Source organism: Pseudomonas sp. Bc-h, from assembly GCF_002080045.1.
GTDB lineage: Bacteria > Pseudomonadota > Gammaproteobacteria > Pseudomonadales > Pseudomonadaceae > Aquipseudomonas.
Genome location: NZ_MUIN01000007.1, coordinates 437,026 through 452,438, shown reverse-complemented (window position 1 = coordinate 452,438; position 15,413 = coordinate 437,026). Strand labels below are relative to the sequence as shown.

Below are 15,413 nucleotides of genomic sequence, written 5' to 3'. Positions count from 1 at the left end.
ATGCACACATTGACCCGTGAAGACATCGAACAGGCAGCCCGGCAGGTTTATGAAGTCATGCCAGCCACCGCGCAATACCCTTGGCCGTTGCTGGCTGAGCGGTTGGGTTGCAGCGTGTGGGTCAAGCATGAAAACCACACCCCGACCGGGGCATTCAAGGTGCGCGGTGGGATCACCTTCATGCACTGGCTCAAGCGCGAGCATCCGCAGGCGAAGGGTATTGTCACGGCCACGCGCGGCAATCATGGACAGAGTCTGGCGATGGCAGCGGCCGCGCTGGGTTTGAGAGCATTGATCGTGGTCCCTGAAGGGAATTCGATTGAAAAGAACAATGCCATGCGCGCCTTTGGCGGCGAACTGGTCGAGTTTGGCCGTGATTTCGACGAAGCTCGTGAGGAGGCTGCACGCCTGGCCCAGGTGCATGGGCTGTATCTGGTGCCGCCATTTCACAGTGAGTTGGTCAAAGGCGTGGCGACCTATGCGCTGGAGCTGTTCAGCGCAGCGCCGGACCTTGACACCGTATATGTGCCGATCGGCTGTGGTTCGGGGATTTGCGCAGTGATCGCCGCGCGCGACGCGCTGGGGCTGAAAACCCGGGTGGTGGGCGTCGTCTCAACGCAAGCGGATGCTGCTAAACAATCGTTCGAGACGGGGTCACTGCGCGAAACCGCCTCGGCAAACACCTTTGCCGATGGCCTCGCAGTACGTAAGCCCATTCCTGAAGCGTTCGCCGTTTACGCTGAAGGTGCCGAGCGCATCGTCTCGGTCAGCGAAGAACAGATTCGAGAGGCGATGTGCGTCTATTACACCGACACCCACAACCTGGCAGAAGGCGCGGGCGCGGCCTCTCTGGCCGCGCTGATGCAGGAGCGAGAGGCGATGAGGGGGAAAAAGGTGGGGGTCATTCTGTCCGGCGCGAACGTCGATAAATCGGTGTATGCGCAGATCATCGGGTGAGTGCGAAGGCGCGCGATCTTCGCGGCTCACCCTGTTTTGTAGCCTTTATCCCCGATCAGTCGATCCGGGGATGCTGCTGGGCCAGATCCTTGCGTTTGGCTTCCAGCTCAGCGATCTGAGCGTCGATGTCTTCGATCTTCTGCTCAATGTTGTCGTGATAATCCTCAAGCAGTTCTTTAGCTTCCTCGATGTTGGAAGCCGCCGGGGCCGCGCCGCGCAATGGCTTGTTCGCAGTCTCTTTCATGGTCAAACCTGTCACCAGACCAATCACGGCAACCACCATCAGGTAGTAGGCGGGCATGTAGAGGTTTTCGGTGGTTTCTACCAGCCACGCAGCCAGCGTCGGGGTCAGGCCTGCGATCAACACCGAGACGTTGAATGCACTGGCCAGAGCGCTATAGCGGATGTGGGTGGGGAACATGGCCGGGAGCGTTGAAGCCATCACACCGATGAAGAAGTTGAGAACCACCGCCAGTATCAGCAAGCCGGCGAAGATCAGCCCGATCTTGCCGCTGATGATCAGCATGAACGCCGGAATGGCGAGAATTAACAGCGCGATGCTGCCGACGATGATGAAAGGTCTGCGTCCGATCTTGTCGCTGATGAAGCCGATCAATGGCTGCACGAACAACATGCCGACCATGATCGCGATGATGATCAGCACCCCACGGTTTTCGCTGTAATGCAGGTTGTGCGACAGGTAGCTGGGCATGTACGTCAACAGCATGTAATAAGTGACGTTGGTCGCCACGACGATGCCGATACACGTGATCAGGCTGCGCCAGTGTTTGGTCGCGACCTCTTTGAACGACACTTTCGGCCCCGCTGACAGGCCCTCGCGATCACCCTGTTCGAGTTTTTCCACATGCTGCTGGAAAGCCGGGGTTTCTTCGAGGGCATTACGCAGGTACAGCCCGAGCATGCCCAACGGCAGGGCCAGGAAGAAGGGCAGACGCCAGCCCCATTCCTGGAACTGGTCCTCGCCAATCACCGCAGAAATCATCACCACGATGCCGGCGCCGAGCACGAAGCCCGCGATCGAGCCGAAATCCAGCCAACTGCCGAGGAAGCCGCGTTTGCGGTCCGGCGCATATTCGGCGACGAAGATCGAGGCGCCTGTGTATTCGCCACCGACCGAGAAGCCCTGGGCCATTTTGGCGAGCAGCAGCAGAATCGGCGCCCAGATGCCAATGGAGTCGTACGAGGGGATCAGGCCAATGGCAGTCGTGCTCAAAGACATGATCACGATGGTGGCGGCGAGGACTTTCTGTCGGCCGTACTTGTCGCCCAGCGCCCCGAAGAACAAACCGCCGAGCGGGCGGATCAGGAACGGTACCGAGAAGGTCGCCAATGCGGCGATCATTTGGACGCCGGGGTCAGCGCCGGGGAAGAACACCTTGCCCAGCACATAGGCGACGAAGCCATAGACGCCGAAGTCGAACCATTCCATCGCGTTGCCCAGCGCGGCGGCGGTGATCGCCTTGCGCATCTTGGCGTCGTCGACGATGGTGATGTCGTTCAGCCCGATGGGACTGACGCTTTTCTTACGTGATTTCATACCGATTCCCTGTCGCTGATCTTCCTTGCCGCAAACCGGTAGCGCCGATGACCTGAGTGTCAGGTTTTCTAACGCTAGCGATTTGGTGGCACGGGTTACTCTGGATCAGATACGAGACGTTGCAAAATAATTCACCGGGTGGGGGGATATTTCCTGTCGGTGCCTTTTGGCTGCGCCAAGCCTTCATGTTCGCTTTTGGCAATCATGTTCATGGCGCGCATTTCTATACCTGAGTATGTATCGGGCCGATTGTCGGGCGATGCACACTCGTTCTCAACGCGATACGCCACTTTCGCAACGAGAGAACGGCGCACGCCCGAGAACCTTGACCCTGACAAGAGGTGAGCGAGCATGGCCCAGCAGATGGATTATTCGACCCACACGGACGGCGTGCGCAATGCGTCCAACATCAACAGCATCTCGGACTTCGGCGGATCGAAAGTCGAGGACCTGGTGCCCTCGCGTTATGCGCTACGGATCGGCGAAATCGAGGTGATGGTGGTCAGCGACGGCGTCCTGCCGCTGCCGACGTCGACCATGTCCACCAACGCCGACCCGGCAGCCCGCGCCGCCTGGTTCAAGGAGATGTTCCTCGGCCCGGACGCTTTCGACTGGGCGCTGAACGTGCTGGTGGTGCGCAGCGGCGACAAGACCATCCTCGTCGACGCCGGGCTTGGCGGGCAGTTCCCGGGCTTCCCCCGCGCCGGGCAGTTCCCGAGGCGCCTGGCGGCGGCAGGAATCGATCTTGGCGCGGTGACCGATATCGTCATCACCCACATGCACATGGACCATATCGGCGGGCTGCTGGTCGACGATGTGAAAAGTCGGCTGCATCCGGACGTGCGCATCCACGTCGCGGCAGTTGAGGTCGCGTTCTGGGAAGCGCCGGATTTCACCCAAACGACGATGCCAGAGCCCGTGCCGGATGTGCTGCGTTCGACCGCCCGGCAATTCATCGACGCCTACCGCAGCAAGGTGCGCACCTTCGACGACGAGTACGAAGTGGCGCCAGGTGTGACAGTCAAGCTCACCGGTGGCCACACGCCGGGCCACAGCGTGGTCTATGTGAGGTCCGGCGGCGAGCGTCTGGTTTTTGCGGGTGACGCGCTGTTCCCGGTGGCGTTCGAGCATCCTGACTGGCACAACGGTTTCGAGCATGACCCTGAAGAAGCGGTGCGCGTTCGTGTTCGCCTGATGCAAGAGGCGGCGGCGACCGGCGAACTGCTGGTTGCTACCCACTTGCCATTCCCTTCGGTGGGCCGTGTGGCTGTGGACGGCGATGCGTTTCGTTGGGTCGCGGCGTTCTGGGATTACTGATCGAGTATCGAAATCGGGTTCGGTAGGCCGGCGGTGAGGTCGAGTCGAGCGCAGTAACGGGCTCTGGCGAAAACATTGAACCGGGATCTGGCATATCCCGGTTCAATGTGGACAATGCCTCGGGCAACCCTGCGAACCGACCTCAAAACAAGGAACAGCCATGTCCACCCTGCGTTTTCGTAATGCCGTGCCGTCTGACGCGGTGCGCTGCCATGAGATTGAGTCCAGTGCATACGAGGGCGATGAGGCGGCGACGCTGGCGAAGATCAAGACCCGCATCGCGCAATACCCGCAAGGGTTTCTGATCCTGGAAGACGCAGGGCATATCGTCGGCTTCATCAACAGTGGCTGCGCCCAAGAAGTGGTGATGTCCGACGAGGCGTTCAAGGAACTGGTGGGGCATTCGGCCGAAGCGCCGAACGTGGTGATCATGTCCGTGGTGGTGGACACGGCGCAGCAAGGCAAAGGCTATTCGAAGCTGTTGATGCGCGAGTTCGTGCAGCGCATGACGGCGCTGCACAAGGAGACGATCCACCTGATGTGCAAGGAGCGCCACGTGCCGCTCTATGAACGCATGGGTTATCGCTACGTCAAGCCGTCGCCGTCCGACCACGGCGGGATGGCCTGGCACGAAATGGTCATGGACCTCCCCAAGGCCTGACCCGACCGCTACAGCCCCAGGCACACCGCGCCGGCCGCCACTACCGCGCAGACCGCCCAGCGTTTTGCGCTCATGGCTTCGCCCAGAAACAGCCGACCGATCAGCGCCGCGAACACCACGCTGGTCTCGCGCAGCGCCGACACCCCACCCATCGCCCCGGACTGCATCGCCCAGATCACGATGCCGTACGCGCCGATCGACACCAGCCCGCCCACCAGCGATGTGCCGACGGACGCGGGGTGGGTGCGGATCGGGCTCAGCAACGCAGGGAGCCCGCGACTGGCGACGAACAGCACCGGCATCAACCAATAGAACATGAACATCCACGCGGTGTAGGCCACGGCCTGGCCGCCGGATTGCCGCACGCCGAGGCCGTCGATCACGGTGTACAGCGCGATGATCGCACCGGTGGACAGCGCAGCCAGCATGTCGGCGCGAGTCACGTGCTTGTCGAGCAGGGCAAGGGTGAGAATGCCGCCGGAGATCAGCGCAATCCCCAGCGCATGTACCGGGCTGATCGCCTCCCGCGCAAACAGCGCCGCGCCTAACGTGACCAGAAGTGGCGACGAGCCTCGGGCGATGGCGTAGGCCACCGACAGATCGCTGCGCCGATACGAGCGGATCAGGCTCATGTTGTAGACGATATGCACCAGACCGGAGGCAATGATGAAGGGCCATGCGTCCGAGGCTGGCAAGGGGAGGACCGCGACCACCAGCGTCGAGACGATGGCGATGACAATGCTCATCCAGGTCATCGACAGATAGCGGTCGCGGTTGCCATGCAGCATGGCGTTCCAGCTCGCGTGAAGGATCGCAGCAAGAAGAACGAAACCGCCGGCGGCGCTGAGCATGGAGTTTTCCAGAGTGAAGTTGCGTGAAGGATCGCAGGCCACGCGTTAGGCACTGGCCGAAAGATCGTTGAGATCAGCAAAATATCTATCTTGGAGCACGCTGACAAACCAGATAAATTGCCCGCTCACATCAAAAGAACTAATGCGAATGAAGCGACTACTGCCACCTCTCAATGCGCTCAGGGCTTTCGAGGCTGCCGGACGGCTCGGCAGTTTCAAGGACGCGGCGGTGGAACTGCACGTCACCCAAGGGGCAATCAGCCAGAGCGTGCGTTTGCTGGAAGACTGGCTCGGTGCGCCGTTGTTCGAACGGCACAACCGGCGAGTGCTGCTGACCCCGGCGGCCAAGGGTTATCTGGCGGAAGTCGGCCCGCTGTTCGAGCAGCTTTCGCTGGCGACCGCCAAGTTCGGCGCTCCCGGTTCGATCCCTCGCACGCTGTCGGTGAGCGCCCCTGCGACGTTCACCTTACGCTGGCTGGTGCCAAGACTCGAAACCTTCCGCGCTCAATACCCCGGCATCGAAGTCCAGATCCAGACCTCGAACAAAGCCGTGGAGCGTTTGAAGGAGCCCTGCGACATCGTGATTCGCGGTGGCCCGGACACGCTCTACGGCTACGAGACGCGCCCGTTCCTGTTCGAGGAAAGAATCCCGGTCTGCAGCCCGGCGCTGTTGCAGCGCCTGGCGCTTCAAACCCCTGAAGACATCAAGCAACACACGTTGCTGCACACATCAAGCCTGCCCAGGCTCTGGCCTGACTGGCTGGCGAGCGCCCACATTCCTGCCCTCAAACCAGCCGCCGCTGTGGTGTTCGACCACTTCTACCTGACCCTGCAAGCAGCCATCGATGGCCTGGGCATTGCGATGGGCCCCACGGCGCTGGTGTCCAGCGATCTGGCAGCGGGGCGGCTGGTGATGCCATTCGCCGAACCCCGCCTGGCGTCACGCAGCTACTGCACTTATGTGCCGCTGGAGAAGCTGTCGGATGACACCGTGATGCTGTTTCGCGCCTGGCTTGAGGAGGAGGGCAAGTGTGGCGGCCAACCCCCACGCAATGCCGTGACGGGGGCGGGCAGCTCATGAAGCTCGGCAAGATCGCATTTTGCGGCTGTCCGGATTCGTGGTCTTTGGAGCGAACCCGCGAACCGGGGAGTTCGTGACCGAAAACCCGCGCCCCCGAGACCTGATTCAGATAGAGCGCTGGTTGACCCGCCGTGTCAGTTCTTCCGCCGATTCCTTGCGTTCCGAATAGCGGTCAACCAGGTCGGGTCGTTCGCGTAGCAACAGTGTGAACTTCACCAGCTCCTCCATGACGTCCACCACCCGGTCATACAACGAAGAAGGTTTCATGCGGTTGTTATCGTCGAATTCGAGATACGCCTTGGGCACCGATGACTGGTTGGGGATGGTGAACATACGCATCCAGCGCCCCAACACGCGAAGTTGATTGACCACGTTGAATGTCTGCGAGCCGCCACTGACCTGCATCACTGCAAGGGTCTTGCCTTGAGTGGGCCGGATGGCACCCAGGGTCAGCGGCACCCAGTCAATCTGTGCCTTGAACACGGCGGACATGGCGCCGTGACGCTCCGGGGAGCACCAGACTTGCCCCTCTGACCATTGCATCAGCTCGAGCAGTTCCTGAACCTTGGGGTGATCGCTTGGCGCGTCGTCTGGAAGAGGCAGGCCGGAAGGATTGAAGATGCGCGTCTCGGCGCCGAAGTGTTCGAGCAGTCTGGCGGCTTCTTCAGTGAGCAGCCGACTGAAGGATCGGGTACGGGTAGATCCATACAACAGCAGGATTCTGGGTTTGTGCTGATCGCCGTGCTGCTCACGGGGAGACTTGATCAATGAGTCATCGAGGTTGGGTAGCGAGGTTGACATGAGGGGCTCCAGTCAAAGTGCGCCGATGCGGTCGAGTTCCCGCTTCAATGCGTTGCGATCAAGTTGATCGAAAGGCAGGGCCAGAAACGCTCTGCAACGGGTTTCAATGTGCTTGAGCGTGATAACGAAAGCGGCCGAAACAGTTGCCTGATCGCCAATGACTTCGGACGGATCTGACAAGCCCCAATGGGCCTTGAGCGCAGGTCCGAAATAGACCGGACACGCCTCGTTCGCTGCCTTGTCGCAAACAGTGATGACGATGTCCGGCGGGGAAGCTTCGAACGCTTCGTTGCCCTTGCTTGCCAGGCCCTGGATAGAAATCCCGGCTGATTGCAGGGTGACCAGACTTTGAGGAAGCACCTGGCCCTTGGGAAAGCTGCCGGCACTGACGGCCTCAAAGCCGACGGGTGCCAGATGATTGAACATGGCCTCGGACAGAATGCTGCGGCAGCTGTTGGCCGTACACATGAACAAAATCTGCATAAGGACTCCTTCAGCAGCACGCTGCGTTATTGATCGGTCGCTCGCTCATGGCTGCGAGTCTGGCAGTGCTCGCTTCCAGCCAGTGAACGTTGGCCTGCAGTGTTACCTGTAAAACCGCATGAGCCCAATCGGGTAACTCAGGGTTCAGTCGGTAATACACCCATTGACCCTGGCGTCGGTCCAGCAGCAGGCCACAGCTTCGGAGTTGGGCAAGGTGCCGCGAAATTTTAGGCTGGCTGTCGTTGAGGGCGCACATCAGTTCGCACACACACAGCTCGCCTTCCCGGGCAATCAGCAGCGTGGCGCGTAACCGGGTCTCATCGGAAAGACACTTGAATATCTCGGGAGGAGGCAGCATTGCGAAGACTCAAGAATGTGTTAAAGCGAATATACGGATATCCATATATATAGCAATCAATTTAATGCTCGCCGTGTACTGCTTTGGTGCCAGGTATCTCGATTTCTCGGGCTTTACCCATCGAGCCCCGCGATGCACTATGACGCCCTTTGACTCAGCAGGAGCGTTTTCCCGTCATGTCCGAAATCAGCATTGAGCGTTATGTCCCGGGCGACGAGCAAGGCATCGTCGAGCTGATCGTGCCGATCCAGCGAGAGGAGTTCGGGATTGAGATTTGCGCCGAGGATCAGCCGGATCTGCTGGCGATTCCGTCGTTTTATCAGGCCGGGCGGGGGGATTTCTGGGTCGCCCGGCAGCAGGGCAATGTGATCGGCACGATTGGCATGAAGGACATCGGCAACGGTGATGTGGCGTTGCGCAAGATGTTCGTCGCAGCGGCTTGGCGTGGTCGTGAATTCGGGGTGGCGACGCGTCTGCTGGAGTGTCTGATCGAAGCGGCGAAGGTGCGCGGGGTGAAGCATATTTATTTGGGCACGACCGCGAAGTTCCTCGCGGCCCATCGCTTTTATGAGAAGCATGGCTTCGACCTGATCGAGCAAGATCAACTGCCTGCCAGCTTCCCGGTGATGGTGGTCGACACCCGGTTCTACGTCATGGATCTATGACCCATCGGGCGTCATTCAACGAGACTTTCTTTTGTCGGGCCGTAGCGGCACGGCCTCGGCAAGCGCGTCGGGCTGGCTCTGCACAGCCCGTTCGAGAAAGTCGATGAACCCACGGACCTTGGCATTCAACGCCGAGCGTTCGGTGACGCAGGCGTAAACCTCCATCGGCTCGGGCTCCGCACAGGCGGCATTGCGGGCGGACGATTCGAACAGCGGCAGCAGTCGCCCGCTGTCGATCAGAGGTTGCGCGATGAAGCTCGCCAGCCGCGCAATACCGCCGCCGTTCAAGGCGATCTGGGCGATGGTGTCGATGTCGTCGCAGACGAACCCCGGGTTGACCTTCGCTTCGAAACGCTCGCCGTCGCGACGGAACGCCCACGGCAGAAAGCGGCCATCGGTGGGGTAGCGCAATACCAGGCAAGCGTGACGTTGCAGGTCTTCGGGCGTGGTCGGGACGCCTGCGCGATCAAGGTATGCGGGCGATGCGCAGAACACGAATGGAATCGAGGCGATGCGGCGAGCAATCAGTTGATCGTTCAACTGCGCATCAATGCGGATACTTACGTCGACGCCTTCCAGCCGATGGTCGACGCGCCGGTCGGTGCTGATCAATTCAATGTCGATGCGTGGGTAGGCTTCCTTGAACTTCGGCATCAGCGGTGCTAGCACGTAGCGCCCGAATGCAGTGGTCGTGGCGATGCACAGCGGCCCCTGCGGCTGCTGGGCAACGGCCGCCGCCTGTGAGGCAAGGTCTATATCGTGGGGAATGTGCCGCACTTTCTCGAAATACCGCGTGCCGCTTTCGGTGAGGGCCATGCTGCGGGTCGTGCGCGACAGCAGGCGCACGCCCAGGTGGGTCTCCAGCCGCGTGATGCTCTGGCTGACAGCAGCCGGGCTCATGCCTTGCGCGCGGGCAGCGGCGGCGATGCTGCCGTTCTCCACCACGCGAATGAACGTATTGATCAGCCCCAGAATGTCCATTGGTTTGCTCTCCGTCGATTCGTTGATTTTACTTAAGGATCAATCAAGCGCAACGACTCTACCGAGCTTGCCAGCGGCTTGTTAGGTTAGCCGCTCATTGCCATCTCACGTTCTAGAGGGTTATTCAATGGAAGACAGAGCAGCCAGGAATACTTCACGAATCCGCTTTCCAAAACACATGACGCCCTACGTGTTCGCGCTGTACATGGCGACCATCATGGCGTTCCTCATGTGCCTGGTGATCACCGTCGCTGAGTTCGGGATCACCGAGCATTACATGGAAAATGTGATGAATGCGTACCGGGTGGCGATGCCCTCGGCGTTCGTCTGCGTGCTGGTGGTGCGCCCGATCGTGGCGCGGCTGGTGGCGTGGACGGTGCACGGGCACTGAGGGATTCAGCCCACAGAATGGGGAGGATCACTGAGTGGCCGGATCCTCCTGCGCACCCTCGATGCTGGGGTTGGTTCATCGGGCGGGTGATGCAACAACCCTGCTGCCGGTTCTGTCTCAGGCCAATCGATGCGTCACATCGATCAGATCAAGTCCTCGGGCTGCATCGTCAGAATGATCTTGCCGACGTTTGCGGAGGACTCCATCCGCCGGTGGGCATCTGCGGCACGCGACAGCGGGAAAGTGCTGTCCACCACCGGCTCCAGACTTCCTCCGCCTTCGAATCGTTCCAGCCAATGCTCACGGAAGCGTTGGATCATGGCATGCTTCTCCGGCTGGGTGCGGGATTTCATGACCGTGCCGATGATTTGCAGGTGTCGATAGAGAATCTGCTCCAGCGTGATCTTGACGCTACCGCCGCCCCCCAGAATGCCGACCTGAATGAGCCGACCGCCCTTGGCAAGGGAGGCGATGTTGCGCTCGAAATACGTTTCGCCGACGAAGTCGATGATGACATCCACCCCCTGGCCGTTCGTCTTGCTCGCAATGATCTCGGCGAAATCAGTGGTTTTGTAGTCGATCGCCACGTCAGCGCCCAAGTGCTCGACTCGCGACAACTTGCTGCCCTCGGTGGTCGCATAGACCGTGGCTCCGGTGGCATAGGCAAGCTGCACGGCAGCGGAACCGACGCCGCCAGCAGCGGCATGAATCAGCACCGAGTCGCCGGACTTGAGTCGCGCCAGATGCATCATCGCCTCATGGGCCGTGACAAATACTTCGGGAATGGCCGCTGCGTGAACGTAATCCAGCTGAGCGGGAATGGGCATGGCCATGCGGTAATCGATGCGCGCCATTTCGGCATAAGCGCCACCGCCCACAACGCCCATCACCCGGTCTCCCACTGCGTAGCCCACCACTGCGCTGCCTGTTTCGATGACCTCGCCGGCGATCTCCAGGCCGATGATCGGCGAGTCGCCGAAGTTGGGATGCCCATAGCCTCCGGTGCGGTGGGTCAGATCCGCACGATTCACGCCGGCTGCATGGACGCGCACCAGCAAGTCGGTCGGGCGCACCTCGGGGGTGGGCGCATCGCTGAGCTTAAGTACGTCGGGTTCGCCGAATGCTTCGATGGTGATGGCTTTCATGCTTGGCTCTCCGATTCATTGAATGTGGCGTTGGCAATGGCAGACGCAGTGATGGCGGCGGGAAAACCTGCGTAGAACGCCAAGTGAGTGATCGCAGCAGAGAGTTCTTCGTGGGTGACACCGTTGCTTACCGCCCGGCGCACATGCGCGGGCAGCTCTTCGCAATGACCACCGGTGATGAGCGCGGCAACGGTGATCAGGCTGCGGTCACGAGCTGACAGTGCGGGGTCGGCCCAGATGTGCGGGTAGAGCGTGGCGTCGACGAATTGCGCCAGCTTCGGGGTGAACGCTCTTGCCGCTTCACGGGGGCTGCTGAAATTGATATTCGACATGATGGGGGCTCCTTAAATCTGGCTGATGAATTTGTTGGTCAGGTAATGCTCGATGCCTTCAATACCGCCTTCCGAACCGTGGCCGCTTTCCTTCATGCCGCCGAAGGGCAGTTTCGTCGCGACGATCCGGTATTGGTTGATGCCGATCATCCCGGCCTCGAGGCCGTCGGCGACGTCGATGGCGGTGCGCGCGTTGGTTGTAAACGCGTAGGCAGACAGGCCATAGGGCAGGCGGTTGGCTTCTTTGAGTCCGTCCGCCAATTCATCGAATGGCATCAGTATCGCGATCGGGCCGAAGGGTTCTTCATGCATGACCCGTGCGTCCATGGGCACATCGGCCAGCACCGTGGGCTCGAAGAAATAGCCCTGGCCAGGCAGCCGCTCGCCGCCGGCCAATACGCGTGCGCCCTTGGCGACGGCATCGGCGATCAGCTCTTCCATCTTGGCCAGTTGGCGGGGGTTGGCCAGCGGCCCGACCTGAGTGTGGGGATGCAGGCCGTTGCCGATTCTCAACGCTCTGGTGGCGGCTACGTAGTGATCGACGAATTCGTGATAAACCCCGCGCTGAATCAGAAACCGCGTCGATGAAATGCACACCTGGCCGGTGCCGCGAAAGCGGTTGGCAACGCCTTCCACCGCGGCCTTTTCAATGTCGGCGTCTTCGAACACCAGAACCGGGCCATGGCCGCCGAGTTCGAGGGTGATCGGCTTGACGCCCTCGGCCGCTCGGGCGGACAGCAATCGACCGATCGGCACGGAACCGGTGAACGTCACCTTGCGAATGATCGGCGAGGCAATCAGGTGGCTGGAGACTTGATCCGGCACACCGAAAACCACCTGCAGAACACCTTTCGGCAAGCCTGCTTCATCCAGCGCTTGAGCCAGCGCCAGTGCCGTGGATGGGCTTTCTTCCCCCGGTTTGAGAATGACGCTGCAACCGGCGGCCAGTGCTGCTGACAGTTTGCGGGCGGGGGTGATCGCCGGGAAATTCCACGGCGTGAACGCAGCTACCGGCCCGATGGGCTGACGTTTTACCAGCTGCAGCACGCCCGGGCGATTGGCAGGTACCACACGGCCGTCGATACGGCGCGCGCTTTCGGCGAACCACTCGAAGTACTCAGCGGCACGGGTCACCTCGTCCATGCTTTCGCCGAGCGGCTTGCCTTCTTCCAGGGTCATTTGCGAGGCGATGTGCGGTGCCCGCTCCAGGATCAGATCGGCTGCGCGTTTGAGAATCTTCGCGCGCTGATCCGGCACCGTGCGGCGCCACACGTCGAAGCTGGATTGTGCGACTTCCAGCGCGTGATCAAGGTCACGCGCCGTGGCGAGCGGCACGCGTCCGATCTCGGACTCAGTGGCGGGGTTAATGACAGCAGCCGTGTCGCGGCCGTCAGCGCTGATCCATTCACCACCGATAAACAGATAGAGCGGGTCGTAGGGCGTATTCATGGGTTGGGCCTTCATAGTGGTTGTCTGGAATTCGTTGGAAGCGTCATGTGGATCGGCGCTTCAATGGCCTTTCGGCGAAGCCGGCATTGGCGGCCTGTGCAATCCAGTCTATGGAGCCCGTGCGGTTTGATTGAGTGGGCTGGGAGGGAATCATTGTTGTGCCCAGAGGGAATATCCGTTGCCGGGCGACCGATTGCGTCGCCGACGACTGCCAGCCATGATGCGCGGAAGTGGATCAGGCAAATATCGCCGCAGCTTGCGCGGTGAAGACGACCGAAAAGGACGGTAGGGATGGATAAACTTTCAAACATGTCGGTGTATGTGAAAGTCGTCGAGATGGGCAGCTTCACGGCGGTGGCGAATCACCTGGACTCAACCGTTGGCAACGTCTCCCGCGCAGTCTCTACTCTTGAAAACATGCTCGATGTTCGCTTGCTGCAACGGTCGACCCGGCGGCTGTCGGTCACCGACGCGGGGCGGCGTTTCTATGATCGCTGCACGGCAATCCTGGCAGACCTTGAAAACGCCGAAGCCGAGGCGAGCAGCTCGCTCCTCAAGCCCAAAGGCACATTGCGCGTGCATTGCGTGCCAGGGTTGGCGCGGCATCTGGTGACCTGCGCAATCCTGGAATACCGCCGAGAGTTTTCAGAAGTCACTGTGGATCTGCTGTTGTCGCAACGGATGCCGAATCTGCTGGAAGACCAGCTGGATGTTTCGATCCTGATTGCCCGAACGCTGCCCGATTCTGCCTATGTCAGCCAGAAGATCGGGGTCAGCCACTGCGTGCTGGTGGCGTCCCCTGACTACCTGGCAAAACACCCTGCACCGGCAGTACCCGCTGATCTCGGCGAGCATCAATGCCTGTTGCTGGGCACAGTGGATTACGCCCGGGATGAATGGCAATTGAAGAGCAAGGCCGGCACAGCCACGTTCGTGCCGTCCGGGCCGAGCTTCAGCGTGAATGATATGGACGCCATGGCGGTCGCGGTTCGCGAAGGTGCCGGAATCGGCCTGCTGGCTGGATTCTCGGCCATTGACGATCTGCGCTCAGGAAAGCTGGTGCGGGTTTTGCCCGAGTACCACACCTACGAACGCAACGTGTACGCGGTCTACACCTCCCGCCAATTCGTGGACGCGAAGATTACCCGTTTCATCGAGATGCTGAAGGCGAGGGTAGGGGCCCAACTGGCGGCTACCGCGAAAGCGCTTATCGACGGATGAGGGGTAAAAGAGGGTTGCTGAGAGTGGACAGCGAAGTGCTCAACGAAGTGCTCAACCCTCCACACCAGTGGCTGCAGTGAACAACGCTTTCTGCATCGCTTGCGGAGGCTTTCCGAACGCGCGCAGGAACGCCTGACGCATCCTTTCCCGGTCGCCAAAACCTGTGGCTTTCGCCACGACTTCAACGGGATGGCGGCTGGTTTCCATCATCACGCGCGCGGCTTCCAGACGCAGGCTCTCGATGGCTTTTGCCGGGGTCTGCCCGGTTTCTTCGCGGAACACCCGGCTGAACTGGCGGGGGCTGAGCCGCGCCACTTCCGCCAGTGCCTCGACGGATAAATCGTCGGTCAGATTCTCTCGCGCATAAGCCAGCGCCAGCTGTACGCGATCGGATTTGGGGTCCAGTTCAAGCAGTGCGGACAATTGAGATTGCTCGCTGCCACGGCGCTGATAAATGACCAGTTTGCGGGCGATTCGGCGGGCCAGGTCGCCGCCCAGATCGTTCTCGACCATGGCCAGCGCCAGGTCCAGGCCTGCGCTCATGCCGGCGCCCGTCCAGATATGCCCATCCACCACGAACAGCCGATCTTCCTCCAGTTGAATCTCCGGGAACCGCTGCCTGAAGGCCGGGGCGTGCAGCCAGTGGGTGGTGGCGCGCTTGCCATCCAGCAAACCGGCCTCGGCGAGGACGAAGGCACCGACGCACAGGGAAACCACACGACGCGACTGCGCGGCGGCGTTGCGCATGAGGTCGAGCAGGGAAGTTTCCGGCGTCTCGAGCTCAAGATGGCCGCTGATAATGACCGTGTCGTAGCCCTCGGGGCGCAGTTTGCTGGTGTTGACCGAGAAGCCCTGGGAGGACATCACCGCACCACCGCCGTCGGACACCAGATGAAATTCGTAGGCCTGATCGCCCCGCAACAGGTTCGCGCATTCGAATACTGAGCCCAGAGAAAGGCTGAGGGACTGAAAGTTGGGATGAACGACCAGCGCGACGCTATGCATCGGGAACTCTCCAGGCGAGCGGGGGTGTCGAGGATTGTCATGGTCGGCGGCGCAACTGGCAATGTCCTTTATCGATAAAAACGCTCGCGGTGTCGACAGCCAGAAAAACGGACATTGAGCGATGTCCGGAATCCTTGCGGATTCGACATTGTGCAAG

At 60.7% G+C, this 15,413-nt stretch carries 17 protein-coding genes; 7 read left to right on the top strand and 10 right to left on the bottom strand.

All coding sequences use genetic code 11. The annotated features are described in order from the left end of the window. Nucleotides 1–957 (top strand): threonine dehydratase, encoded by a 957-nt coding sequence (locus BWR59_RS14940; RefSeq protein ID WP_081566397.1) that lies wholly within the window; start codon nucleotides 1–3, stop codon nucleotides 955–957. Nucleotides 958–1,012: 55 nt separating this feature from the next. Here the strand turns inward: BWR59_RS14940 and proP are convergent, their stop codons facing one another. After that, nucleotides 1,013–2,515, bottom strand: coding sequence for a glycine betaine/L-proline transporter ProP (proP, locus tag BWR59_RS14935; protein WP_081566396.1), 1,503 nt, complete (start codon nucleotides 2,513–2,515; stop codon nucleotides 1,013–1,015). Between the two features lie 351 nt (nucleotides 2,516–2,866). Between proP and BWR59_RS14930 the strand changes: the two genes are divergently transcribed. Then, entirely contained in the window at nucleotides 2,867–3,832 is a 966-nt protein-coding gene (locus BWR59_RS14930; RefSeq protein ID WP_081566395.1) for an MBL fold metallo-hydrolase, read from the top strand. A gap of 160 nt (nucleotides 3,833–3,992) precedes the next feature. Continuing rightward, a complete protein-coding gene (locus BWR59_RS14925; RefSeq protein WP_081566394.1) occupies nucleotides 3,993–4,493 on the top strand; it encodes a GNAT family N-acetyltransferase in 501 nt (166 codons plus the stop codon). Between the two features lie 8 nt (nucleotides 4,494–4,501). On the opposite strand, the gene BWR59_RS14920 is transcribed toward BWR59_RS14925, so the two are convergent. Then, entirely contained in the window at nucleotides 4,502–5,344 is an 843-nt protein-coding gene (locus BWR59_RS14920; RefSeq protein WP_081566393.1) for a DMT family transporter, read from the bottom strand. Between the two features lie 148 nt (nucleotides 5,345–5,492). Here BWR59_RS14920 and gcvA point away from each other — a divergent pair, with 148 nt between their 5' ends. Then, nucleotides 5,493–6,425: a transcriptional regulator GcvA gene (gcvA, locus tag BWR59_RS14915; protein ID WP_081566392.1), complete on the top strand. Its 933-nt coding sequence runs from the start codon at nucleotides 5,493–5,495 to the stop codon at nucleotides 6,423–6,425. Between the two features lie 105 nt (nucleotides 6,426–6,530). On the opposite strand, the gene arsH is transcribed toward gcvA, so the two are convergent. Genes arsH through BWR59_RS14900 form a run of 3 tightly spaced genes read right to left on the bottom strand, consistent with a single transcriptional unit; the run spans nucleotide 6,531 to nucleotide 8,067 of the window. Beyond that, nucleotides 6,531–7,226, bottom strand: a complete 696-nt coding sequence (arsH, locus tag BWR59_RS14910) for an arsenical resistance protein ArsH (RefSeq protein WP_081566391.1) — start codon at nucleotides 7,224–7,226, stop codon at nucleotides 6,531–6,533. Nucleotides 7,227–7,238: 12 nt separating this feature from the next. Further along, the gene (locus BWR59_RS14905; protein ID WP_081566390.1) at nucleotides 7,239–7,709 is read right to left on the bottom strand and encodes an arsenate reductase ArsC; all 471 of its coding nucleotides are present in this window, start codon (nucleotides 7,707–7,709) and stop codon (nucleotides 7,239–7,241) included. A 10-nt stretch (nucleotides 7,710–7,719) separates the two neighbouring features. After that, the gene (locus BWR59_RS14900; protein ID WP_081566389.1) at nucleotides 7,720–8,067 is read right to left on the bottom strand and encodes a metalloregulator ArsR/SmtB family transcription factor; all 348 of its coding nucleotides are present in this window, start codon (nucleotides 8,065–8,067) and stop codon (nucleotides 7,720–7,722) included. Nucleotides 8,068–8,243: 176 nt separating this feature from the next. Here BWR59_RS14900 and BWR59_RS14895 point away from each other — a divergent pair, with 176 nt between their 5' ends. Continuing rightward, on the top strand, nucleotides 8,244–8,732 hold the full coding sequence (locus BWR59_RS14895; protein ID WP_081566388.1) for a GNAT family N-acetyltransferase: 489 nt from the start codon (nucleotides 8,244–8,246) through the stop codon (nucleotides 8,730–8,732). Between the two features lie 15 nt (nucleotides 8,733–8,747). Here the strand turns inward: BWR59_RS14895 and BWR59_RS14890 are convergent, their stop codons facing one another. Next, a complete protein-coding gene (locus tag BWR59_RS14890) occupies nucleotides 8,748–9,713 on the bottom strand; it encodes a LysR family transcriptional regulator (RefSeq protein WP_081566387.1) in 966 nt (321 codons plus the stop codon). Nucleotides 9,714–9,840: 127 nt separating this feature from the next. Here BWR59_RS14890 and BWR59_RS14885 point away from each other — a divergent pair, with 127 nt between their 5' ends. After that, entirely contained in the window at nucleotides 9,841–10,104 is a 264-nt protein-coding gene (locus tag BWR59_RS14885) for a DUF2798 domain-containing protein (protein ID WP_081566386.1), read from the top strand. 143 nt (nucleotides 10,105–10,247) lie between these two features. On the opposite strand, the gene BWR59_RS14880 is transcribed toward BWR59_RS14885, so the two are convergent. From BWR59_RS14880 to BWR59_RS14870, 3 genes are read right to left on the bottom strand one after another with little or no spacing between them, the layout of a single operon-like run. Further along, the gene (locus tag BWR59_RS14880; protein WP_081566385.1) at nucleotides 10,248–11,249 is read right to left on the bottom strand and encodes an NAD(P)H-quinone oxidoreductase; all 1,002 of its coding nucleotides are present in this window, start codon (nucleotides 11,247–11,249) and stop codon (nucleotides 10,248–10,250) included. Then, entirely contained in the window at nucleotides 11,246–11,581 is a 336-nt protein-coding gene (locus BWR59_RS14875; protein ID WP_081566384.1) for a carboxymuconolactone decarboxylase family protein, read from the bottom strand. Before BWR59_RS14875 ends, BWR59_RS14880 begins: the two co-directional genes overlap by 4 nt. Before the next feature lie 12 nt (nucleotides 11,582–11,593). Further along, the gene (locus BWR59_RS14870; protein ID WP_081566383.1) at nucleotides 11,594–13,030 is read right to left on the bottom strand and encodes an NAD-dependent succinate-semialdehyde dehydrogenase; all 1,437 of its coding nucleotides are present in this window, start codon (nucleotides 13,028–13,030) and stop codon (nucleotides 11,594–11,596) included. Nucleotides 13,031–13,321: 291 nt separating this feature from the next. Between BWR59_RS14870 and BWR59_RS14865 the strand changes: the two genes are divergently transcribed. Next, entirely contained in the window at nucleotides 13,322–14,251 is a 930-nt protein-coding gene (locus tag BWR59_RS14865) for a LysR family transcriptional regulator (RefSeq protein WP_081566382.1), read from the top strand. Between the two features lie 51 nt (nucleotides 14,252–14,302). On the opposite strand, the gene BWR59_RS14860 is transcribed toward BWR59_RS14865, so the two are convergent. After that, nucleotides 14,303–15,256 carry a GlxA family transcriptional regulator gene (locus BWR59_RS14860; RefSeq protein WP_081566381.1) on the bottom strand — a complete coding sequence of 318 codons (954 nt, stop codon included), beginning with the start codon at nucleotides 15,254–15,256 and terminating at the stop codon, nucleotides 14,303–14,305. Between the last annotated feature and the right edge of the window lie 157 nt (nucleotides 15,257–15,413).

Bases quoted from the DNA above. Each gene is read 5' to 3' on its own strand.
- BWR59_RS14940 (WP_081566397.1), top strand. From the start codon at position 1: ATGCACACATTGACCCGTGAAGACATCGAACAGGCAGCCCGGCAGGTT.
- proP (WP_081566396.1), bottom strand. From the start codon at position 2,515: ATGAAATCACGTAAGAAAAGCGTCAGTCCCATCGGGCTGAACGACATC.
- BWR59_RS14930 (WP_081566395.1), top strand. From the start codon at position 2,867: ATGGCCCAGCAGATGGATTATTCGACCCACACGGACGGCGTGCGCAAT.
- BWR59_RS14925 (WP_081566394.1), top strand. From the start codon at position 3,993: ATGTCCACCCTGCGTTTTCGTAATGCCGTGCCGTCTGACGCGGTGCGC.
- BWR59_RS14920 (WP_081566393.1), bottom strand. From the start codon at position 5,344: ATGCTCAGCGCCGCCGGCGGTTTCGTTCTTCTTGCTGCGATCCTTCAC.
- gcvA (WP_081566392.1), top strand. From the start codon at position 5,493: ATGAAGCGACTACTGCCACCTCTCAATGCGCTCAGGGCTTTCGAGGCT.
- arsH (WP_081566391.1), bottom strand. From the start codon at position 7,226: ATGTCAACCTCGCTACCCAACCTCGATGACTCATTGATCAAGTCTCCC.
- BWR59_RS14905 (WP_081566390.1), bottom strand. From the start codon at position 7,709: ATGCAGATTTTGTTCATGTGTACGGCCAACAGCTGCCGCAGCATTCTG.
- BWR59_RS14900 (WP_081566389.1), bottom strand. From the start codon at position 8,067: ATGCTGCCTCCTCCCGAGATATTCAAGTGTCTTTCCGATGAGACCCGG.
- BWR59_RS14895 (WP_081566388.1), top strand. From the start codon at position 8,244: ATGTCCGAAATCAGCATTGAGCGTTATGTCCCGGGCGACGAGCAAGGC.
- BWR59_RS14890 (WP_081566387.1), bottom strand. From the start codon at position 9,713: ATGGACATTCTGGGGCTGATCAATACGTTCATTCGCGTGGTGGAGAAC.
- BWR59_RS14885 (WP_081566386.1), top strand. From the start codon at position 9,841: ATGGAAGACAGAGCAGCCAGGAATACTTCACGAATCCGCTTTCCAAAA.
- BWR59_RS14880 (WP_081566385.1), bottom strand. From the start codon at position 11,249: ATGAAAGCCATCACCATCGAAGCATTCGGCGAACCCGACGTACTTAAG.
- BWR59_RS14875 (WP_081566384.1), bottom strand. From the start codon at position 11,581: ATGTCGAATATCAATTTCAGCAGCCCCCGTGAAGCGGCAAGAGCGTTC.
- BWR59_RS14870 (WP_081566383.1), bottom strand. From the start codon at position 13,030: ATGAATACGCCCTACGACCCGCTCTATCTGTTTATCGGTGGTGAATGG.
- BWR59_RS14865 (WP_081566382.1), top strand. From the start codon at position 13,322: ATGGATAAACTTTCAAACATGTCGGTGTATGTGAAAGTCGTCGAGATG.
- BWR59_RS14860 (WP_081566381.1), bottom strand. From the start codon at position 15,256: ATGCATAGCGTCGCGCTGGTCGTTCATCCCAACTTTCAGTCCCTCAGC.